The sequence below is a fragment of the Haloarcula sp. CGMCC 1.2071 genome (assembly GCF_037078445.1).
In the GTDB taxonomy this organism is placed as follows: domain Archaea; phylum Halobacteriota; class Halobacteria; order Halobacteriales; family Haloarculaceae; genus Haloarcula; species Haloarcula amylolytica.
In genome coordinates this window covers 52806-72467 of sequence record NZ_JAYMGY010000008.1, presented here as the reverse complement: position 1 = coordinate 72467, position 19662 = coordinate 52806, and the positions used below count along the sequence as shown (strand labels likewise).

General features: G+C 64.2%; 21 protein-coding genes. 13 read left to right on the top strand and 8 right to left on the bottom strand.

Annotated elements, in window-relative coordinates; all coding sequences use genetic code 11:
* Window positions 1-25 precede the first annotated feature (25 nt).
* Window positions 26-1153 carry an acyl-CoA dehydrogenase family protein gene (locus tag VI234_RS14740; RefSeq protein WP_336330443.1) on the top strand — a complete coding sequence of 376 codons (1128 nt, stop codon included), beginning with the start codon at window positions 26-28 and terminating at the stop codon, window positions 1151-1153.
* A gap of 48 nt (window positions 1154-1201) precedes the next feature.
* On the top strand, window positions 1202-1744 hold the full coding sequence (locus VI234_RS14735) for an HAD family hydrolase (RefSeq protein WP_336330442.1): 543 nt from the start codon (window positions 1202-1204) through the stop codon (window positions 1742-1744).
* Here the strand turns inward: VI234_RS14735 and VI234_RS14730 are convergent.
* A complete protein-coding gene (locus VI234_RS14730) occupies window positions 1723-1950 on the bottom strand; it encodes a DUF5822 domain-containing protein (RefSeq protein WP_005534398.1) in 228 nt (75 codons plus the stop codon). The genes VI234_RS14735 and VI234_RS14730 overlap by 22 nt on opposite strands.
* A gap of 97 nt (window positions 1951-2047) precedes the next feature.
* Between VI234_RS14730 and panB the strand changes: the two genes are divergently transcribed.
* Window positions 2048-2857, top strand: a complete 810-nt coding sequence (gene panB, locus VI234_RS14725) for a 3-methyl-2-oxobutanoate hydroxymethyltransferase (protein ID WP_336330441.1) — start codon at window positions 2048-2050, stop codon at window positions 2855-2857.
* 12 nt (window positions 2858-2869) lie between these two features.
* Here panB and coxB read toward each other — a convergent pair whose 3' ends face one another.
* Entirely contained in the window at window positions 2870-3607 is a 738-nt protein-coding gene (gene coxB, locus VI234_RS14720; RefSeq protein ID WP_008309184.1) for a cytochrome c oxidase subunit II, read from the bottom strand.
* 177 nt (window positions 3608-3784) lie between these two features.
* Here coxB and VI234_RS14715 point away from each other — a divergent pair, with 177 nt between their 5' ends.
* Window positions 3785-6067: a DUF6789 family protein gene (locus VI234_RS14715; RefSeq protein WP_336330440.1), complete on the top strand. Its 2283-nt coding sequence runs from the start codon at window positions 3785-3787 to the stop codon at window positions 6065-6067.
* Window positions 6068-6070: 3 nt separating this feature from the next.
* Entirely contained in the window at window positions 6071-6595 is a 525-nt protein-coding gene (locus VI234_RS14710; protein ID WP_336330439.1) for a hypothetical protein, read from the top strand.
* A 25-nt stretch (window positions 6596-6620) separates the two neighbouring features.
* Here VI234_RS14710 and VI234_RS14705 read toward each other — a convergent pair whose 3' ends face one another.
* Complete coding sequence (locus VI234_RS14705) at window positions 6621-7436, bottom strand: cytochrome c oxidase subunit 3 (RefSeq protein ID WP_336330438.1); 816 nt, start codon at window positions 7434-7436, stop codon at window positions 6621-6623.
* A 105-nt stretch (window positions 7437-7541) separates the two neighbouring features.
* On the opposite strand from VI234_RS14705, the gene bioB reads away from it, so the two are divergent.
* From bioB to bioD, 4 genes are read left to right on the top strand one after another with little or no spacing between them, the layout of a single operon-like run.
* Window positions 7542-8657: a biotin synthase BioB gene (bioB, locus tag VI234_RS14700; protein WP_336330437.1), complete on the top strand. Its 1116-nt coding sequence runs from the start codon at window positions 7542-7544 to the stop codon at window positions 8655-8657.
* A gap of 2 nt (window positions 8658-8659) precedes the next feature.
* Window positions 8660-9739, top strand: coding sequence for a transcriptional regulator (locus VI234_RS14695; RefSeq protein ID WP_336330436.1), 1080 nt, complete (start codon window positions 8660-8662; stop codon window positions 9737-9739).
* A gap of 20 nt (window positions 9740-9759) precedes the next feature.
* Window positions 9760-10962, top strand: a complete 1203-nt coding sequence (locus VI234_RS14690) for an aminotransferase class I/II-fold pyridoxal phosphate-dependent enzyme (protein WP_336330435.1) — start codon at window positions 9760-9762, stop codon at window positions 10960-10962.
* Entirely contained in the window at window positions 10959-11693 is a 735-nt protein-coding gene (bioD, locus tag VI234_RS14685) for a dethiobiotin synthase (protein ID WP_008309169.1), read from the top strand. The genes VI234_RS14690 and bioD overlap by 4 nt, the downstream gene beginning before the upstream one ends.
* A gap of 198 nt (window positions 11694-11891) precedes the next feature.
* Here bioD and VI234_RS14680 read toward each other — a convergent pair whose 3' ends face one another.
* Both VI234_RS14680 and acs read right to left on the bottom strand, forming a co-directional pair.
* Window positions 11892-12968 carry a phosphotransacetylase family protein gene (locus VI234_RS14680; RefSeq protein WP_336330434.1) on the bottom strand — a complete coding sequence of 359 codons (1077 nt, stop codon included), beginning with the start codon at window positions 12966-12968 and terminating at the stop codon, window positions 11892-11894.
* Window positions 12965-15070, bottom strand: coding sequence for an acetate--CoA ligase alpha subunit (gene acs, locus VI234_RS14675; RefSeq protein WP_008309166.1), 2106 nt, complete (start codon window positions 15068-15070; stop codon window positions 12965-12967). Before acs ends, VI234_RS14680 begins: the two co-directional genes overlap by 4 nt.
* 133 nt (window positions 15071-15203) lie before the next feature.
* On the opposite strand from acs, the gene VI234_RS14670 reads away from it, so the two are divergent.
* Both VI234_RS14670 and dpsA read left to right on the top strand, forming a co-directional pair.
* Complete coding sequence (locus VI234_RS14670) at window positions 15204-15593, top strand: hypothetical protein (RefSeq protein WP_336330433.1); 390 nt, start codon at window positions 15204-15206, stop codon at window positions 15591-15593.
* Between the two features lie 177 nt (window positions 15594-15770).
* Window positions 15771-16304 (top strand): DNA starvation/stationary phase protection protein DpsA, encoded by a 534-nt coding sequence (dpsA, locus tag VI234_RS14665; RefSeq protein ID WP_008309164.1) that lies wholly within the window; start codon window positions 15771-15773, stop codon window positions 16302-16304.
* A 140-nt stretch (window positions 16305-16444) separates the two neighbouring features.
* Here the strand turns inward: dpsA and VI234_RS14660 are convergent, their stop codons facing one another.
* On the bottom strand, window positions 16445-16594 hold the full coding sequence (locus VI234_RS14660; protein ID WP_008309163.1) for a hypothetical protein: 150 nt from the start codon (window positions 16592-16594) through the stop codon (window positions 16445-16447).
* A 148-nt stretch (window positions 16595-16742) separates the two neighbouring features.
* On the opposite strand from VI234_RS14660, the gene VI234_RS14655 reads away from it, so the two are divergent.
* Both VI234_RS14655 and VI234_RS14650 read left to right on the top strand, forming a co-directional pair.
* Entirely contained in the window at window positions 16743-17327 is a 585-nt protein-coding gene (locus VI234_RS14655; RefSeq protein ID WP_336330432.1) for a DUF7547 family protein, read from the top strand.
* Between the two features lie 79 nt (window positions 17328-17406).
* Complete coding sequence (locus tag VI234_RS14650; RefSeq protein WP_336330431.1) at window positions 17407-17886, top strand: HTH domain-containing protein; 480 nt, start codon at window positions 17407-17409, stop codon at window positions 17884-17886.
* 197 nt (window positions 17887-18083) lie between these two features.
* Here VI234_RS14650 and VI234_RS14645 read toward each other — a convergent pair whose 3' ends face one another.
* Together VI234_RS14645 and VI234_RS14640 are read right to left on the bottom strand one after the other, a co-directional pair.
* A complete protein-coding gene (locus VI234_RS14645; RefSeq protein WP_336330430.1) occupies window positions 18084-18464 on the bottom strand; it encodes a Zn-ribbon domain-containing OB-fold protein in 381 nt (126 codons plus the stop codon).
* Window positions 18461-19612 carry a thiolase C-terminal domain-containing protein gene (locus VI234_RS14640; RefSeq protein WP_008309159.1) on the bottom strand — a complete coding sequence of 384 codons (1152 nt, stop codon included), beginning with the start codon at window positions 19610-19612 and terminating at the stop codon, window positions 18461-18463. The genes VI234_RS14645 and VI234_RS14640 overlap by 4 nt, the downstream gene beginning before the upstream one ends.
* Window positions 19613-19662 lie beyond the last annotated feature (50 nt).

Below are 19662 nucleotides of genomic sequence, written 5' to 3'. Positions count from 1 at the left end.
TCGTGACTCCGGTGTAACGGTCGGTATGGATCTCTCCGCCGAGCAGCGAGCCATCCGCGACACCGTTCGAGAGTTTGCCGTCGAGGACATCCGTCCGAAAGCCGCCGCTGCCGACCGCGAGCAGTCCTTTCCCGAGGAGTGCTGGGACGGGCTCGCGGATATCGACATCACTGGGCTGACGACACCGGCCGAATACGGCGGCTTCGACGCCGACAAGCCGACGTACGCGCTGGTCAACGAAGAGCTCGCGTACGGGTCGCTCGCGGTCGCGACGGCGCTGTCGGTCCACTGCCTCGCGACATCGTGTATCGCCCAGTTCGGCTCCGAAGCGGTCCAGGACGACTGGCTCCCCGACATGGCCGACGGCCGGCCGGTCGGCGCGTTCGCGCTCTCGGAGCCACAGGCCGGGTCGAACCCGCGGGAGATGTCGACCACCGCCCGGCGGGACGGCGACGAGTACGTCATCGACGGCGAGAAACAGTGGATTACCAACGGCAAGCGGTCGGGCGTCGTCATCGTCTTCGCGAAGACCGATCCCGACGACCCGGACTCGATAACGCAGTTTCTGGTGCCGAAAGACACCGACGGGCTCACCGTCGGCGAGAAAGAGGACAAGCTCGGGCTCCGCGCGAGCGACACGACCGCGCTCCAGTTCGATGGCGTCCGGGTCCCCAAGCGCTACCAACTGACTGAGGAGGGCAAGGGACTGGCCGCGGCGCTGTCGATTCTGACGACCGGTCGGGTCGCCATCGCCGCGCAGGCCGTCGGACTCGCACAGTCCGCGCTCGACGAGGCCCTCGACTACGCACAGGAGCGCGAGCAGTTCGACCAGCCGATCAGCGAGTTCCAGACGATTCAGCACAAGCTCGCGGACATGGCGACGAACGTGCAGGCGGCACGGCTGTTGACGTGGGAGGCCGCACAGCAACTGGAACGCGGCGAGCGAGCGAGAGCGGCGGCGAGCATGGCGAAGTACTTCGCGAGCGAGACGGCGGTGGACGTGGCCAACGAGGCGATCCAGATCCACGGCGGCTACGGCTACACGACGGACTACCCAGTCGAGCGCTTCTACCGCGATGCGAAGGTGACTACCATCTACGAGGGGACTAGCGAAATCCAGCAGAACATTATCGCACAAGACTTGCTGGAGTGAGTTCGAGGGGGCGAAGCGGTTTTGCGGGCGTCGCCCCTATCGTTTGATGTGACACACGACGCCGTCATCTACGACCTCGACGGGACGCTCGTCAGGCTGGCTGTCGACTGGGGTACGGTGACCAGCGACGTCGCGACGGTCCTGCGGGAACGAAACGTCGACCCCGAGAACCGCGACCTCTGGGAGATGTTGACGCTGTCCTCGGAAACCGGCCACCGTGACGCCGTCGAAGCAGCCATCACCGACCACGAGCGGACCGGTGCGCACGAGTCGGAGCGACTGGCCCTCGCCGACGGCCTTCCACACAGCGTTCCCGTCGGCGTTTGCTCGCTCAACGCCGAGGAGGCGTGTCGGGCCGCGCTGGCTGTCCATGACCTCGACAGTCACGTTGGGCCGGTCGTCGGCCGTGACACCGTCGAGTCACCGAAACCTGACCCGGAGGGTCTGCTGGCGATTGCCGAAGAAATCGGGGTCGACCCCGGCGCGGCCGTGTTCGTCGGCGATTCAGAGAGCGACGCGACGGCCGCCCGGCGGGCCGGGATGGCGTTCGAGTGGGCGAGCGAGTTCGATCAGGCCCGGTATCGCGCGTAGAGGTAGACGCAGACGGCCGTCAGGAACCAGATGAGCGCGCCGACGCGGACCGCGAACATCGCCCGCGCGGTCCAGGTCTGGAGCGTGACCGCGGTCGACGCGAGCACGACGAGCGGCGAGCCGACCAGGATCGTCGTCACGAACGTGACCTGCATCACCCACCCGAAGTCCACGCCGTCCGGGTCCGTCTTCTCGACTGTTGGCACGGCTGATGGTACAGCTAGGTACGGCAAGCACCTTGCGGTTTCCCGAGCGAACTGCGCAACCCGAACAGGTAAGGCGCAGGCGCGCCCCCGCTCGGATATGCCAACTGTCCGGGACCTGCAGGCGATGGCTGGTGAGGAGCCGATCACGATGCTGACAGCGTACGACGCTGTGACCGCGAGCATCGTTGACGACACCGGCGTGGACGTCATTCTCGTCGGCGACAGTATGGGGAACGCCGTCCTCGGCCACGACGACACGCTCCCGGTCACGCTCGACGAGATGGCCTCACGGGTCGGAGCGGTCGCACGCGGTGCGGACGACGCGCTGGTCGTCGCCGATATGCCGTTTCTCTCCTTCGGGGCGGACGAGAGCGAGAGCATCCAGAACTGCGGGCGAATGCTGAAAGAAGAGGGCGCGAACGCGGTCAAACTCGAATCCGGGCCACACACCGTCGAGCTGACCGAGCGGCTGACGGAGCTGGGCATCCCGACGATGGCCCACCTCGGACTCACGCCACAGAGCGTGAACCAGACCGGCTACACGAGGCAGGCGACCGGCCGCGAGGAGGCAGAGGAGATCCTCGAACTCGCGCGTGAGCACGAGGCCGCCGGCGCGTTCGCGCTGGTGCTCGAACACATACCGGCCAACCTCGCCGCCCAGGTCACCGAGGCCGTCGATATCCCGACCATCGGCATCGGGGCCGGCGGCGACTGTGACGGGCAAGTGCTCGTGTTCACCGACGTGGTCGGCCTCTCCGAGTCCAGTCCGCCTTTCGCCGAGCAGTTCGGTGACGTTCGCGGCGAGGTCGCCGACGCCGTCGACGAGTACATCGACGCCGTCGAATCCGGCGAGTTCCCGGCTGAGTCCCACAGCCACACCGAGGGTGAACTCGACGACCTGTACTGACGCTTTTCACGCCTACTCAGCAGTCCGGTAGTCGGCCGAAGCCGTCTGATTCTCCATCCAGGCGTCGTAGGCGGACTGGTTCTTGACGACGACAGTGGCGTTCATCTTGCTGTGTCCGGCCCCGCACATCTCGGCGCAGTACAGCCGGTATTCGCCGGGTTCGGTCGCGTGCGTTCGGGCCGTTATCGTCCGGCCGGGGAAGATGTCCTGTTTGACGCCCAGTTGCGGGACGTAGATGGCGTGGATCACGTCCGTCGTCCGCAGCCTGAACGTGACGTTCCTGTCCGCTGGAAGGACCAGCCGTTCTTCAGTCGTGACGTTCGCCTCGGTGTAGGAGAACTCCCACCCCCACTGGTAGGCGAGCACGTCTATCTCCGTATCGTCCGCGAAGGCGTCCCCCTCGTCGGCGGATATCTCGGCCGCTGCAGGCGTGATGTAGGGGTTAGCCATCACCACGAACGCCGAGATCCCGACGAAGACAAGTATTGCGCCCGTCGCGGCCGTCCAGGTCACCTCTAGCGCCGGGTCGTCGACCGTCGGTTGCGGGTCGTCGTTGTTCCGGAACCGGTAGATCACGTACACGAGCGTGAGTTCGACGAACAACGTCAACGGCAGAGCGACGTACAGGAGCTGTTCGTTGAGGTCGTCGATAGCCGCCCTGTTGACCGACTGCGCTGTGGCTGGGGCAGCAAGTAGCGAGAGCCCGACCACGACAAGGCCCGCCTGAATCACGCGTCGTCGGAGACGCATTGTCACACTGTACCAATCGCCGTGTCAAATAACTTGCCCAAAGCAGCGCTAGCTGAGGGGTGACCGCTACTGGACCCAGGTTCCCAGCGTAGTTTTATCAGCGTGGGCGTGTCAGAGATTGGTAACGTGTAGCATGACGAAACGAGCAACCGTTCCGACACGACCGATTACACACAGATGCTGAACAGGGCTATCGTCGAGGGGACCGCCCTGGCCGTGCTGGCGCTATCAGTGCTTTTCGTGTGGGTCCGGGAGCGGCGAAAGGCGCGACCCGAGAGCGACGGCGGCTACACGACTCGGGAGGAGATCGAGTTTGAGATCGGTCGAATCCAGTCCGAAGTGTACCGCTGGCTGACGACGACAAACCACCGCGATATCGGTCTGCTCTACATCTTCTTTGGCACCGCCGCCGGTCTGTGGGGCGGCGTCGATGCAATGATGCTCCGGACGGAACTGCTGACGCCGCCGGCGGACATCTGGACGCCGGAGACGTACAACGCGCTGTTTACCACCCACGGCCTGACGATGCTGATATTCTTCGTCCTGCCCGTGTTCTTCGGCATCGGGAACTACGTCCTGCCGCTGCTCATCGGGGCCGACGACATGGCGTTCCCGCGGGTCAACGCTATCGGGTTCTGGCTCCTCCCGCCGGCGCTGATTATGGTCCGGATGGGACTCATGATTCAGGTACTCGGCCAGATTCTGAATCTCGTGCTCCCGGCGGACGCCATCCGGTTTTTCCTCACGATGCGCGAGGTGAGTATCGGGTGGACGCTGTACGCCCCGCTGTCCGTGCAACAGCCCAATCCACAGATAGACCTGCTGTTGCTCGGCTTGCATCTCTCCGGCATCGCCACGACGGTCGGCGCTATCAACTTCATCACCACAATCGTCTACGAGCGCGGCGAGGGCGTCACCTGGGCGAACCTCGATATCTTCTCGTGGAACATGCTCGTCACGAGCGGGATTGCACTGTTCGCGTTCCCACTGCTGGGGAGCGCGCTCGTGATGCTCCTGCTAGACCGGAACCTCGCGACGACGTTCTTTGCGACGGAAGGCGGTGGTGCTATCCTCTGGCAACACCTGTTCTGGTTCTGGGGCCACCCGGAGGTGTACATCCTCTTCCTCCCGGCAACGGGGCTGATGAGCCTGATCTTGCCGAAGTTCGTCGGCCGCAAACTGTTCGGCTACCAGTTCATCGTCTACTCGACGCTGGGGCTGGGCGTCCTCTCCTTCGGCGTCTGGGCGCATCACATGTTCACGACGAGCGCGGACCCGCGGGTCAAACTGTCGTTCATGGCGGTTTCCATCGCTATCGCCGTCCCGAGCGCGATCAAGGTGTTCAACTGGATCACGACAATGTGGGAAGGGAACATCCGCCTGACTGCGCCGTTTATCCTCTGTGCCGGCGGGATAGGGACGTTCATCATCGGTGGCGTCACCGGCGTGTTCCTCGCAGTTATCCCGATCGACATCCTCTATCACGGCACCTACTACGTCGTCGGCCACTTCCATCTCATCGTCGTCGGCATCATCCCGTTCCTGATGATCGCCGCGAGCTACTACTGGTACCCGCTCATCACTGGCCGGTGGTACGACACGCGGATGGCGAGATTCCAGGCGCTGCTGATCGTCTTCGGCTCGTTCGTGACGTTCATGACGTTGCTTGTCATCGGCGGGCTTGGGCTCCCGCGACGACAGGCCATCTACCCGCCGGAGTACCAGTTCGCCCAGCAGATCGCGACCGTGGGCGGCTACATCATCGGCCTGAGCGCCCTGCTGTGGCTGTACAACATGCTCGTCTCTTACTGGCGGGGGACGCCCGTGTCGACGACGGACCCGTGGGGCTTGAAGGCGACGAGCCAGTTCACCCGAGAGTGGCAGTGGTTCGAACAGCACATGATGGACAAGTACGATATGGAGCCGACCGAGCCCGAGACGACGCGGCGCTCCTACGCCCCTGAAGCCGAGCCGACCGGACTGGCCGGCGGCGTCGGGACCGTCGCCGAGACCGTCTCCCGGAACGCCTGGATGGCCGCAGCCGGCGGGTTTGTCGGCACGGTCCTGATGAGTGGCGGACTCATCACGGCGATACTCATCGGCGTCCTCGACCCGGTTTCCTTCAGTGAAATCGCCGAACTGGTCGGCCTGCCTTCGAGCCCGGCCATCGGGGCCGCCCTCTTCCTCGTCGGCGGGACCGTCACCTGGCCGCTCCTGTTCCTTGCGTTCTCCGACTACCTCCCCGGTCGGCTGCTGTTCGAGACCGGGCTGGTGTTCGCGACGCTGATATCCAGCGGGTTCGCCATCGCGTTCTACACCGGGCAGAGCGGGCTCGCGTTCGTCGGGTATCTCACTTTCGTGCTCGTCTCCCACTGGGCGTACGGCATCGGGCTGACTGTGACCTTCCAGTACCTCAAATCCGACGAGTCGCTTCGGACACGGACCGACGGGGGCGGCTGACAGATGAGCGACGGCGCTGACTCGTTCGTCTTTCAGTATCTCGCGCCCTTCGTCGGCGTCCTGCTCATCGCGGTCGGTATCGCCGGAGCCGTGCCCGGCGGCTACGCGATTATCGAGCCGGACCTGGAGAACTGCGGGAACCCGACCATCGGTGTCGAATCACCCGAAGCAACGGCGGAGCGGTTCGGCGGGGACGAGCCGGGACCGCGGCTCCCGCAGTTGGCCTTCGACGACCTCTCCCCGGACGAACAGACGGCGTTCCTGACGGCCGTAGACGACCCGGTTGGCGAGGAGCAGGTCGTCGGTGACGTGCCCAACGCCGACGCCTTCCGCCGCGGAGCCATCGTTACCTACGAGGGCGAAGAGTATTACGTCACCCTCGTCGCCGAAAATACGTGTTTCGCGGCTCTCCCGCTCCAGTTCCCGCTCGGCGTGTTCGCCATTGCGCTTGGGTTCCTCGGTGTCCTGGCTCCGCCGCTGTACCGGCGGCTGGTACGGCTGGATCAGCGGGCCGGCCGGTCGAAATAGCGGTTTCATGCCCGCAACGGCGGAATCAGAGCGCAGCGCCGACGTACAGCACGACGACGAGGAACACCCACACGAGGTCGACGAAGTGCCAGTACAGCGACGTGGTCCGGATAGCCGTGTCTCGCTCGGGCGTGTAATGGCCCCGGAGCGCACGCCCGAAGGCGATAGCGAGCAGCAGGACGCCAAGCGCGACGTGGAGGCCGTGGAGACCGGTCAGGCCATAGAACGCGCTTCCGAACGCACCGGAGCCGATGCTAAATCCCTCGACGGCAACGAACTCGTAGTACTCGTACACCTGTCCGGCGAGGAAGACGACGCCGAGCGCGAGCGTCACCCCGAGCAGGCCGAGGAACCGCCGCCGGTTCCCGCCTTCGAGCGCCTCGTGCCCGTAGTGGAGCGTCACGCTGCTGGCGAGCAGTAGCGCCGTGTTGATGACCACCAGCGAGCCAAGCAACGGCGGGAGGTGGGCCGGGGGCCACGACCCGGCCCGAATGAAGGCGTAGTAGATGAAACCGGCGGAGAACGTCGCCACGTCGGAGACGAGAAACAGAACCATCGTCGTGGCGTACAGGTCGGAATCGCCGTCCCCGCGGTTCCGGACGTAATCGGCGATGAACGCCTCGTTGGCCCACCCGGCGAGTCCAGTCAGCAAGCCAATCGCACCAGCGCCGCCGAGTACAATCGGGACCACAGACGGGACCAGGTCGAGCCCGACAAACACCAACCCGACGCCCAGGTACAGCGACGCAGCACCGATTGCAGCTAGCAGCGGCCATCGGCTCCGGTGTTCGTGGCCGTCTTCGGCGGCGTGCTCGGTTGCCGTCTCCGTCGAACCAGCCATGTGAGCCTGTAGCATCGGGGCTGGTAAAACGGTACCCCCGCGACTGACACGTCCGTCGCCGGACCCACCCGAATCTTTATCAAACCGTCAACCGACAGCGAGTATGTGGTTTACGAGACGGGCAACCAAACGGTAGACGACGCTGTCGCACGCGTGCTGGACGGCGAACGCCTCGATCGACGGGACGGATTGGCTCTCATCGCACAGCCGGTCGACGACCTGGCGGTCGGGGCCGACTACGTTCGTACGCAACTGGGTGACGACACCGTCGACGCGTGTTCGATCGTAAACGCCAAAGCCGGGAACTGCGCGGAGGACTGTGGCTTCTGTGCCCAGTCTGTCCACTTCGACACCGGCATCGACAACTACGGCTTTCTCGGCCCGGAGAAGATACTGGAGGCCGCAAAACGCGCCGAACGCGACGGCGCACAGCGGTTCGGTATCGTCGTCGCCGAGAAGGGCGTCTCGAAGGAGAACCGCCCCGAGGAGTGGGCGGAAGTCCTCGAAGCCATTCGCCTCGTTCGCGACGAGACGGACGTTGAGGTCGACGCCAGCCTCGGTATCCTGACTGAGGAGGAGGCCGCGATTCTGGCCGACGAGGGGCTCAACCACTACAATCACAACATCGAGACATCACCCCGATACTTCCCGGAGGTCGTTCAGACCCACACCTTCGAGAAGCGGGTCGAGACGCTCCGGGTCGCCAAAGACGCCGGCATGGACCTCTGTGCCGGCGTCATACTTGGGATGGGTGAATCGCCGACAGACAGGGTCGATGCGGCGATGGCTCTGCAGGACATCGGTATCTCCTCGCTCCCGGTCAACATCCTGAACCCGGTCGCTGGCACCCCCATGGCCGAACAGGGGCTGCCCGACATCACGACCGAGGAGGTCGTCAAGACCATCGCGGTGTACCGCCTGCTCCACCCCGAGTCCCGCGTGCGCCTCACCGGCGGACGCGAGGTCAACCTCGACACGGACGGACAGGTGGCCGCGCTGGAGGCCGGTGCTGACGGTATCCTCACTGGCGATTATCTCACAACCGAGGGCCAGACGGCGGCCGACGACCTCGAAATCATGGCGGAGGCCGGGCTTGAACCGAACACCGAGGCCAACGAGTTCGACCCCGAAGCGGTCAAAGAACGCGCGGCTGACGAGACGGAAACCGAGACGGCGGCAGGGACAGCACAGACCAAATCAGAACTCAAATCCGACGACTGACAATGGACGACATACGCTTTGCAGTGCTTGGAACCGGTGGCATCGGACGGCGGACGCTCGAAGTCTCACAGCACAAGGACGGCCTCACTGCCGTCGCAGCCTGTGACCGCAACGGCGTGGCTATCGACCACGACGGTCTCGATGTGGACGAACTGCTGGAGTCGACGGAGGGTAATATTGCGAGCGGGCCGCAAGATGACGGCCCCGACGACGTTGCGACCGACGGCGGCGCGGCCGCCGCCAAAGCCGACGGCGTCAAACAGCACGGCGAGCAGGCCGGCATCGTCGCCAGTACGCAGGGCGAACCGACGGAAACGCCCATTGACGACATTATCGCCGAGAGCGATGCCATCAACGCGGTGCTGTTGGCGCTCCCGAACCTCGAACACGACTTCATCCCGCGCGTGGCCGAGCGCTTCGCCGAGGCCGGTTACGAGGGCGTCATGATTGACGTGCTCAAGCGGTCCCGGGTCATCGGGATGCTCGACGACCGCGAGGACAAACTGAAAGAGTCGGGCATCACGTTCGTCTGCGGGGCCGGTGCGACCCCCGGCTTCCTCACCGGCGCGGCGGCCCTGGCCGCCCAGTCCTTCGTCGAGGTCGAGGCGGTCGAAATCTGGTGGGGCGTCGGTCTCAAGTCCGGCTACGAGGACAACCGCGGCACGGTCCGGGAGGACATCGCCCACCTCGACGGCTACGACATCGAGACGGCCCGCGAGATGAGCGAGGCCGAAATCGAGGCACTCATCGACGACCACGACGGCGTGCTGGAGTTCCACGACATGGAGCACGCCGACGACGTGCTGCTTGAGCGGGCCGGCATCTGTGACGCCGAGGACGTCCACGTCGGCGGCGTCCTCGACGTGCGCTCGGACGAGAAACCGACCACCACGACGGTCAGCGTGACGGGTACGACATTCGACGGAGAGACCGGCACGAACACCTTCGAACTGGACGACGTAACTAGCATGGAGGCCAACGTCAACGGGCCGGCGCTTGGCTACCTGAAAGCCGGCGTCCGGAACAACCGCGCCGGCCACTACGGCGTGTTCGGCCCCGCCGACCTGATGCCCGGCTTCTGAGGCAGCCTGATTCTGTTTTCATGACTCACGGCTTCGATTTGAACGACCGACTCGAACAGCGCGACGCACAGAACCTCCGCCGGCATCTGGAAGTCACCGAATCCGTCTCAGCGCGGACTCGTTTTGCTGACGACCCGAAAGGCGAACCACCGGATTTCGGCGACGAAATGGTCGTCTTCGCCTCGAACAACTACCTCGGGCTGGCTGACGACAGCCGGGTCCAGCGAGCGGCGGAACTGGGCGCACGGACCGTCGGCACCGGGGCAGGGGCTTCGCGGCTGGTCACCGGTGACACGCAGGTCCACCGGGCGCTGGAACGTGACCTCGCAGCCTCGAAAGGGGCCGAGCGAGCGTTGGTGTTCTCGTCGGGATACGCGGCCAATATTGGAACAATCGACGCGCTGGCCCCGGATATCGTCTTTTCGGACGAACTGAACCACGCCTCGATTATCGACGGCTGTCGCGTCGGAGCGAGCGAGACGGTGGTGTACGACCACTGCGACGCCGACGACCTACGTGCGAAAATGGAACGGCGAGCGGCGGACGCGCCCGGGGACGAACAGTGGCTCGTCGTCACTGACTCCGTGTTCTCGATGGACGGGGATATCGCGGCGCTATCAGCCATCTGTGACGCAACCGACGAGTACGGCGCGTGGCTGATGGTGGACGAGGCCCACGCGACAGGACTGTTCGGCGACAGCGGCGGTGGCGTCGTACAACGCGAGGGGCTGAGCGACCGCGTCGACGTGCAGTTGGGCACGCTCTCGAAGGCATTGGCGAGCCAGGGCGGCTATATCGCCGGCGACGAGACGCTTATCGAGTATCTGCTGAACGCCGCGCGGTCGTTCGTCTTCTCGACCGGGCTATCCCCACCGAACGCCGCGGCGGCCCGCGAAGCGCTGCGAATCGCTCGCGAGACCGACCGCGCGACAGAACTCTGGGACACTGTCGCCACCCTCCGGGACGGGCTGGAGACGATGGGCTACGAGGTGCTCGGCGAGACGCATATCCTCCCGGTCGTCGTCGGTGACCGCGGGGACGCGCTGGAACTGGCCGATAGACTGCGCGACCACGGTATCGTCGCCCCTGCGATCCGGCCACCGACGGTACCCGAAGGGACCGCTCGTATCCGGGTCGCGCCGATGGCGACACACACCGCCGACGACATCGCGCAGTGTCTCGACGCCTTCCGAACCGCCGGCACAGAGGTGGGCGTGCTATGAGCGATACGAGCGAGGATTCGGGCCCTGACCGCGAGACCGGCCACATCGCCGAGGACGGTGTGTTCGTCGTCGGCACCGACACCGGCGTCGGCAAGACGGTCGTGACCGCCGGGCTGACGGGCTGGCTGCGGGAGCAGGGGACCGAAGCAGTCGCCGTCAAACCCTGCCAGACCGGGCATCCGCCCGATGACGACGCGGCGTTCGTCCAGTCCGTCTGCGGTACGACCGAGGCCGCGGTCTGTCTGAAGTGGTTGTCGCCACCGCTGGCACCGGACGTAGCTGCGAAGGAATCAAACGACGACGTCACGCTTTCCTACGAGTCGATCCGCGACGGGGTCGCCGATGTCGTGGCAGGAAGCGAGACGGCTGTCGTCGAGGGTATCGGCGGCCTGCGCGTCCCACTCGCGGACGGACGGGAGGTCATCGACCTCGTTTCGGATGTCGGGCTTCCCGCGCTGGTCGTCGCCCGTTCGGGGCTCGGAACGCTCAATCACACGGCGCTGACGGTGCAGGCGCTCCGTCAGAGAGGCGTGCCGGTCGTCGGTGTCGTTCTCAACGAGTACGAAGGCGCGACGACCGCAGAGCGAACGAATCCGAACGTTATCGAGCGGATGACCGGATGCTCCGTCTGGCCCGTTCCGCCGCTGGACGTCGAGTCGTCAGACAGCGTGATTTCGGGGATCAGCACAGATCTCCCGCAGTCGGTGGTACGGCCAGCTATCGACCAGTAGCTGTCCATACGTGGCCGAGCAAAGGGGATAGAACGGGGGCAAACCCCCGTCGTGTGACACTACGGAGCCGGTAAGGCTCCATCTGATACTTGACTACCAACCACTAAAATAGTAAGGCACGTTTCATGTGGAGGTTTCGCCCTAGCGCGGGGCCATGTTCCGTTAGGAACGGACTAACGCCCAGCCGAAACGACGGTGCTACAGATCGATTGACAGCAGCGCCTCGATATCGACACCGTCGTCGAGTAGCGACTGCATACGGTCGACTGTTGCCTCGTTGCGCGTCTGGCCGGTCCGGAGCACCTCCTCGACCCAGTCTATCGTCGTCCGCGTGTCCGACTGGACTGACAGCACTGGGACATTTTTCTCGGCTGCCTGTCCGATGACCGCACTGGGGGGCTGGAACCCACCCGTGAGGAGTAGCGCCTTGATACCGGACGCTTCGAGGGCCGCGGTCTGGACCTCCGAGCGGTCGCCGCCGGTGACGACGACGGCATCGCGCGTCCGCCGGAAGCGTTCGAGTGCGCTGCTCCCGCTCATCGCACCGACGCTGAACCGCTCGACGTGGACGTCGGTGTTGGCATCGCCAGTGAGGATGTCCGCGCCGAGGTTCCGGGCGAGGTCGGCAACGGTGACGCCGGCGAGCGAGCGGTCACGCGGCAGAATGCCGTGGACTGGAATCCCCTCGCCTTCGAGGAACGGAACCACGTCGTCGGCGAGTTCGTCCACCGTCGCGTCGGTGACGCCGTTGAACAGGACGCCGTCGAGCCGATCACCGATCGCCCGGGCCGCGGACAGAATCTCGTCCGTATCACTGGGCGTATCGTAGCCGGTGACTAACAGCACGCGGGCGTCGAGCAGTTCCGCGATATCGATGTCCGTGAGGTCGACGATACTGCCGGTCGTCAGGTCGCTACTCCCCTCGACGAGGAGCAGGTCGGTCCCCTCTGAACACGTCTCGATGCCCTCTTGCAGTCGCTTGCGGAGGTCGTCCGGGTCCTCACGCCCGCGGATGGCTTCTTGAATAAACGTCGGCGAGTAGACGATGGGTTCCATGTCGTGGAGGTCGGTCTCCAGATCGAGCAGTTCGCGGGCGAGCATCGGGTCCTCGTCCCGCGTCTTGCCGACCGCGCTCCGCAGGCGCGTCCCCTTGGGCTTCATGTAGCCGACGTCGTAGCCCGCGTCGTGGGCACGCGTCGCTAGCGCGAGCGTGATAGCCGTCTTGCCGATACCTTCCTCCAGTGACGTGACGAGTAGCGTGTTCGTGTCGGTCATAGTTTCTCCTGGTCGAGGGTGAGTCGCAGGTCGACCGCCTGCACCCCGTCGGGCGTCGCGACGAGGGGGTTGATGTCCAGTTCGACGATAGCGGGGAAGTCAGTGACGAGTTGCGAGAGCCGCTGGATGGTTTCCACCAGCGTCGCTTCGTCGACGGGGTCGCGGCCTCTCGCACCGCGCAACAGCGGTGCGGAGTCGATGTCGTCGAGCATCCCTTTCGCCTCGTTCTCGCTGACGGGGGCGACACTGACAGTGTTGTCTTCGAGCACCTCGACGAAAATACCGCCGAGGCCGAACAACAGCAGCGGCCCGAACTGCGGGTCGCGGTTCATCCCGAGGATCGTCTCGACGCCGTTGTCGAGGTCGACCATCTCCTGTACCTGAACGCCGAGAATTGTCGCATCCTCCTGGTAGTTGCGCGCCCTGACGACGAGGTCCTCGTAGGTGTCCCGGACGTCTTCGACGGGGACACCGACCTCGACGCCGCCGATGTCCGACTTGTGCAGGATGTCCGGGCTGACGATTTTCATCACCACGTCGTCGCCGATCTCCTCGGCGATAGCCTCCGCTTCGACGGGCGAGGAGACGACATCGCCCTGCGGTGTCGGAATCCCATACGCGTCGAGCAGGTCCATCGCTTCCACGCCGAGCCGGTTCGACCCGCGGCGGGCACCGGATTCGAGTATCTCGCGGGCCCGCTCGCGGTCTACGTCGAACGTCGTCGGCTCCTCGTACTCGGTCGCCCTGATCTCCCGATAGCGTCTGAGAGCGTCCAGACTCCCGACCGCGCGGGCCGGATCGAAGTAGTTCGGCACGCCCGCCTCGCTCAGGACGTTCGCACCGGCGTCGACTGACTTCCCGCCCATCAGCGTCGCCGCGACGGGTTTCTCGAACCGCTCCTGCTGTTCGACGACCCGTTCCGAGAGTTCCTCGAAGGAAAGCACTGCCGTCGGACAGGCGACGACGACGGCCATCGAGACGCTGTCGTCCGCAAGTACCGTTTCAAGCGCCGTTTCGAAGCGCTCCGCGGGAGCGTCCCCGATGATGTCGACCGGGTTGTAGATGTTGGCTTCCTCGGGCATCTCCTCGCGGAGCCGGGAGAACGTCTCGTCGCCGAACTGCGCGAGTTGCAGGTCCGAGTCGCCGACGGCGTCGGTCGTCATCACGCCGGGGCCGCCGGCGTTCGTGACGATGGCGATTTCGTCCCCGTCCGGGAGCGGTTGGCCGGCGAGAATCTGGGCGTAGTCGAACAGTTCCTGTACGGATTCGACGCGGAGCGTCCCAGCCTTGTCGAGGCCGGCCTCGTAGGCCCGCTCCGATCCGGCCATCGCACCGGTGTGGGAGGCCGCCGCGCTCGCACCCGCGTCCGTGCGACCGGACTTGACGAGGACAATCGGCGTGTCCTGTGTCACTTCACGGGCTGTCTGTACGAACGACGACCCGTCGTTGATGTCCTCCAGATAGCCCAGAATGACGTCGGTATCGGGGTCGTCGCCCCACTCGGCGACGAAATCGCTCTCGTCTAGCACCGCTTTGTTCCCGAGCGAGACGATGTCTTTGAAGCCGACATCGCGCTCGGCGGCCCAGTCCAGCACGGCGGTGATGAACGCGCCCGACTGGCTCATAAAGGAGATGTCGCCGTCGCTGGCCATCTCATTGCCGAAAGTGGCGTTGAGCCCGACGGGGGTCGACATCACGCCGAGGCTGTTCGGGCCGACCAGATTCAGGTCGTATTTGCTGGCCGCCTCGCGGAGCCGCTGCTCGCGTTCGGCCCCATCACTGCCGGTCTCACCGAACCCGGCAGTGATGACGACGACGTTTTCGATACCCGCTTCCCCGGCGTTCTCGATGACGTCGACCGCCACCGTCGGCGGCACGACGACGACAGCCACGTCGACCGTCCCGGGGTCTTCCAGGCCGGCGAGGTTGTCGTAACACGGCAATCCAAGCACTGTCTCTTTGTTCGGGTTTACGGCCACGACCTCCCCTGCAAACGAATCGAGCAGGTTCGTGGTGACCGCGTGACCGACGGACCCCTCCGAATCGGTCGCCCCGACCACTGCGACACGTTCCGGCGCAAACAACGTCGATAATCGTCCCATGCCTCTACTCGGTGGTTACAGGGGGGCCCGAATATAGATGTGGGGAACTCCCAGCAAGCGGGAATCTAGACGATTCATTACCGCGATTTCGGTGTGACGGTGTTTTTGTTCGTCACCCCCGTAACGACATCCGATGACTGACGTAGCGCTCTTAGCACCGTTCGACGACGAAGTGGTCCGTGGAGTCGCAGGGGCAAACAGCGTCGACGAGGAACAGTTGCGAACCGCGCTCGCTGACCACCAGCAAACGATGCGTGACAATCCCGGTGTCGAGGACCTCGTCTACGAGTGGCGAAAGCGGTTCGACGACGCAGTGCTACGCCGCACGCCCGAGACGTTCTTTATGGCGGTCAGAGAAACTGTCTGGGAAGAGTACGGCGCACATCTCGGTCTGGACGACTACCTCCTCGCCGCGGTCGTCGCAGTCCATCAGGAGCAAGTCCTCCGTGAGACAGCGGTCGACAGCAGCGCAATCGACGAGGACACCGTCGCGCTCGTCGTTTCCCGGCCGTCGTCGGAGTAGTCCTATCCCTTTTATATCAAGCGCAGAGTGCTGACTCGAGCGAGGGTTGGTATCAGCGGATAATATTTCTGTTCAGGTAACCAGCCATTCTATCTTAGAACATATTTTTTGGGTTCCCGAAAACATATTTTCACAAAACAATCTTTAAGTGGCTTCCCCCTGTACAATAAGATGACTATGGCAACACAAGAGCACGTCCGACGCGAGTTCGGGGAAGTCGAAGAGAACGAACTCCGCCTCGACAAAGAGAAGTCCGAGCAGGTTATCAACGCGCTGAATCAGGACCTTGCGGACACGTACACACTGTACCATCAGGTCAAGAAGCACCACTGGAACGTCGAGGGTGCCGAGTTCCGCGACCTCCACCTGTTCCTCGGCGACGCCGCCGGCAACGCCGAAGAGGCAGCCGACGAACTCGCGGAGCGGGCCCAGGCCCTCGGTGGCACGCCCGTCGCTGGCGGCAAGGCACAGGAAGAGCACGCGTCGGTAGAACCGGAAGGACAGGACGTGTACGACATCCGGACGTCGCTCGAAAACGACCTCGAGATGTACGGCGACATCATCGAGTCGCTCCGTGATCACATCGACCTTGCGGAGAACCTCGGTGACCACGCGACGGCGCAGATCCTCCGGGAAATCATCGTGCAGACCGAGGAAGACGCCCACCACATCGAGCACTACCTCGAAGACGACACGCTCGTCTTGGACTAACGTCGGCCCACCGCCTTCTCCCGAATTTTCTGGTACTGGTAGCGTCGCTACCCAGTTCATATCGTGGAGAGACCCGCCTGTGAAGAAAGTAACTCAGGAGTCAGAGGAAAGAGAAACGCGGCGCGGGGCGGACGAACGGACTACCGTCGGAGCTCGACGGTGACGTCGGTCGAAATCCAGCCGTCTCGGTTCCCGTCTTCGGTAAACACGGTTCTGTCAGCACCGCTGTCCAGTGCTGCTACGTCCGGGCGGTCCTCGGAGGCCTCGACATCGTCCGTCTGTGATGGCATTACCTGAGTTAGGCACCCCTAAAGCTAAAAGGATTTTGGTTGGCCTAATCATCTGTGGATGCCAGCCCCCACACCGGGGGCAGAGACGACACGAAACCGGCCGGCCACGCGGCGCGGCCTTTAGTACCCGAGGCGACAAGAGAGAGGTATGAGTTCGGACGACGACCTTTCCGCCCTGATTACGGACCTCGTTACGACGCTACAGGAACTAGAGACGGGGGTCGAGCCCACGACCGACAGCGGCCTGCCGCGGCCACCGACACCGAGCGAACTCCTCCGGTTCACCAGCGACGTGACCATTCCTGCGGTTATTCTCGTGTTGAAGACCAACATCGAGGCGCTGAAGATACTCCGTCGAGCCCTCCGGATGGCCGAGGGCCGGCCGACATCGACCGGGTCCGCCTCGGATGAGGTGCGACAGCGTGCGAGTGATCTGAGTCGGGCCACGCTCTCTCGCCTCGACGGTGCGTTGACCGACCTCCAGCAGGCTGTCGAAGGGACACCGGAAGATGAAGAGGCCCGCGAGCTTATTCAGGAAGCCCAACAGTTGCGTGGCCAGATCCAGGATAGATTAGCCGATGAACCAGGGGTGAGCGAGGAGGTCGACTCCGACCAGGTTACTGACGTCCCAGTGGACGTAGACGCCGAACTACGGTCGATAAAGGACGATATCGAAGGTCCAGACAGGGACGACACCGGTACCGAAGACGGAGAGGGGAGCGACGAGGAGTAAAGAGCTTCAGCGCGGTGTGATACTTTCATCTCCACAAATATAATGATTTATTATGTCACAGAGCTAGGTACGAATACCGATGTCCAGCTCTACTGCTCCGGGCGGTCGTCGGGCGACCCTGTTCGTCCGGTCTGACCTCCCAGCGCCGTCACAGAAACGCTGTACCGCTATCGAACGTGAGCTACAGGAGCTGGTGTGCCGTGGCGTACTCGACGACGTCGACACAGTCGAGTGGGAGAAGCGCGTGCCGCTGCAGGGCTCCGGTAATGGAACTGAACGGGACCTGTACAACGAGTTTGCGGACTGGGCCCGCGAGGCTGGTGTCTGCCTCGCGCCGTTTTTCGACACCCGGCTCTGTTACAGTTCGACGACGGGCGAGAAGCGCCGCGAACTCGTCATGCCGGCCGTCTGCCTCGCAGTCTACGAGAGCGGTGACCTCGTGCAGGTTGCCCCCTTCGCCGACAGAGGCCGAACTGAGTCCGTCGAAGAATGTATCGCTGAGCTGGCCGAGACGGGGGCCCTTCCCGACACCTATTCGACAACGGTCTCGACCGTATAGCGCACTCACGTTCTGTTCACGGCTTCTACGTCGTCTCCGGCGGCGACGGGTACAGCATACTCAGCGACGCAACTGTCCTCGTCTCGTCGAACGAGGGTGCACTCCTCTCCGATCTCGTCATCAACACTATCGAGGAACAGGGGACGATCTCGCCGACGACAGAGGGTCGGATTATCCGACAGGGCGAGGAGAGCTGATCAGACCGGGTCCCAGCGGTAACCGTCCCAGTCCTGGCTCTCGGGGACTTTGATACCCGCGTCGGGGTCGCGGAGTTCCTCGACGTAGACGGGTTCGACCGTGTCACCTGTTTCGACCTCGTCCGTGGTCACCTGCCCGAGCGCGCGGACGAACTCATCGCTCGCATCGGAGACGTCCGTTATGTCGAACTCGACGATAGCCAGCGTGTTGGGCTCGCGGACGCCCGGCGGCGTCGCTGTCGAATGAGTCCAGGTGACGACTTCGGCGGTCCGGTCCGCGAGGTCGAACGTCTCGTCCTGTGGTTCGCCACACTCCGGACACAGCGGATGGGTGGGGTACGAGACGTGACCGTTCGCGCACATGCCTGCTTCCAGCGTCATTCTGCGGCCTCCATGATGGTGGTGATGACACAGTTGCCGAACCCGCCGACGTTACACGCCAGTGCGGTGTCGGCCTCGACCTGTCGCGGCCCGGCCTCGCCGACGAGCTGTTCGTAGATTTCGACGCCCTGTGCGACACCGCTTGCCCCCAGCGGATGGCCCTTCGACTTGAGCCCGCCGGAAGTGTTGATGGGCAGTTCGCCGTCCTTCGCGGTGGCCCCGTCCATTGCCATCTCCCAGGCTGTCCCTTGCTCGGCGACACCGATACCCTCTAGCTGGAGGAACTCCAGAATCGTGAACATGTCGTGCAGTTCGGCCACGTCGAGGTCCTCGGGGCTGAGGCCGGCCATCTCGTAGGCCTCCTTGCTCGACTCGACGACCCCGCCCATGACCGTCGGGTCGTCCCGCTCGTGGACGACGTGCGTGTCCGTTGCCCCGCCGATACCGGAGACGAGGGCGTACTCGTCGGTGATCTCTTTGGCCCGTTCCTCTGTCGTGAACATGAGCGCGGCGCTGCCGTCCGTGATCGGACAGAAGTCGTACAGCCGCAACGGGTCCGCGATGATGGGCGACTCCAGCGCTTTCTCCATCGTGATCTCCGTCTGGAACTGCGCCTTGGGGTTGTCCACGCCGTTTCGATGGTTCTTGACCGCGACCCGGGCGAGCGACTCCCGAGGGGCGTCGAACCGCTCCAGATAGTGCCGGGCGGTCATCCCGGCAAAGGACGGGAGCGTCACGCCGTGCTTGTACTCGTCGGGGTGGGTGATCGAGGCGATGATGTCGGTCGCCTGGCCCGTCGTCTTGTGGGTCATCTTCTCCCCGCCGACTAACAGCGTCATCTCACTGGCCCCGCTGGCGACGGACTGCCAGGCTTCGTAGATGCCTGCTCCGCCCGAGGAGGAGGTCTGGTCGACCCGTTCGCTGTAGGCCGGAAGCACCCCCAGGTCGTGGGCCAGCAGGTTCATGATTCCCGTCTGCCCTTCGAACTCGCCGCTAGCCATGTTCGAGACGTACAGGTGCTCTACGTCATCGGGCGCGACGCCGGCGTCCGTGAGACACTCCTCGCCCGCCTGCGAGAGCAATTCGCGGATCCAGGCGTCACGTTGCCCGAATTTCGTCATTGACGCGCCGATTACTGCGACTCCCATACCTGTGCCGTCACAGGGGTCTCGTGTATGTATTACGGTCCGACCTATAG

Bases quoted from the DNA above. Each gene is read 5' to 3' on its own strand.
- VI234_RS14740 (WP_336330443.1), top strand. From the start codon at position 26: ATGGATCTCTCCGCCGAGCAGCGAGCCATCCGCGACACCGTTCGAGAG.
- panB (WP_336330441.1), top strand. From the start codon at position 2,048: ATGCCAACTGTCCGGGACCTGCAGGCGATGGCTGGTGAGGAGCCGATC.
- coxB (WP_008309184.1), bottom strand. From the start codon at position 3,607: ATGCGTCTCCGACGACGCGTGATTCAGGCGGGCCTTGTCGTGGTCGGG.
- VI234_RS14715 (WP_336330440.1), top strand. From the start codon at position 3,785: ATGCTGAACAGGGCTATCGTCGAGGGGACCGCCCTGGCCGTGCTGGCG.
- VI234_RS14710 (WP_336330439.1), top strand. From the start codon at position 6,071: ATGAGCGACGGCGCTGACTCGTTCGTCTTTCAGTATCTCGCGCCCTTC.
- VI234_RS14705 (WP_336330438.1), bottom strand. From the start codon at position 7,436: ATGGCTGGTTCGACGGAGACGGCAACCGAGCACGCCGCCGAAGACGGC.
- VI234_RS14695 (WP_336330436.1), top strand. From the start codon at position 8,660: ATGGACGACATACGCTTTGCAGTGCTTGGAACCGGTGGCATCGGACGG.
- VI234_RS14690 (WP_336330435.1), top strand. From the start codon at position 9,760: ATGACTCACGGCTTCGATTTGAACGACCGACTCGAACAGCGCGACGCA.
- bioD (WP_008309169.1), top strand. From the start codon at position 10,959: ATGAGCGATACGAGCGAGGATTCGGGCCCTGACCGCGAGACCGGCCAC.
- VI234_RS14680 (WP_336330434.1), bottom strand. From the start codon at position 12,968: ATGACCGACACGAACACGCTACTCGTCACGTCACTGGAGGAAGGTATC.
- acs (WP_008309166.1), bottom strand. From the start codon at position 15,070: ATGGGACGATTATCGACGTTGTTTGCGCCGGAACGTGTCGCAGTGGTC.
- VI234_RS14670 (WP_336330433.1), top strand. From the start codon at position 15,204: ATGACTGACGTAGCGCTCTTAGCACCGTTCGACGACGAAGTGGTCCGT.
- dpsA (WP_008309164.1), top strand. From the start codon at position 15,771: ATGGCAACACAAGAGCACGTCCGACGCGAGTTCGGGGAAGTCGAAGAG.
- VI234_RS14660 (WP_008309163.1), bottom strand. From the start codon at position 16,594: ATGCCATCACAGACGGACGATGTCGAGGCCTCCGAGGACCGCCCGGAC.
- VI234_RS14655 (WP_336330432.1), top strand. From the start codon at position 16,743: ATGAGTTCGGACGACGACCTTTCCGCCCTGATTACGGACCTCGTTACG.
- VI234_RS14650 (WP_336330431.1), top strand. From the start codon at position 17,407: ATGTCCAGCTCTACTGCTCCGGGCGGTCGTCGGGCGACCCTGTTCGTC.
- VI234_RS14645 (WP_336330430.1), bottom strand. From the start codon at position 18,464: ATGACGCTGGAAGCAGGCATGTGCGCGAACGGTCACGTCTCGTACCCC.
- VI234_RS14640 (WP_008309159.1), bottom strand. From the start codon at position 19,612: ATGGGAGTCGCAGTAATCGGCGCGTCAATGACGAAATTCGGGCAACGT.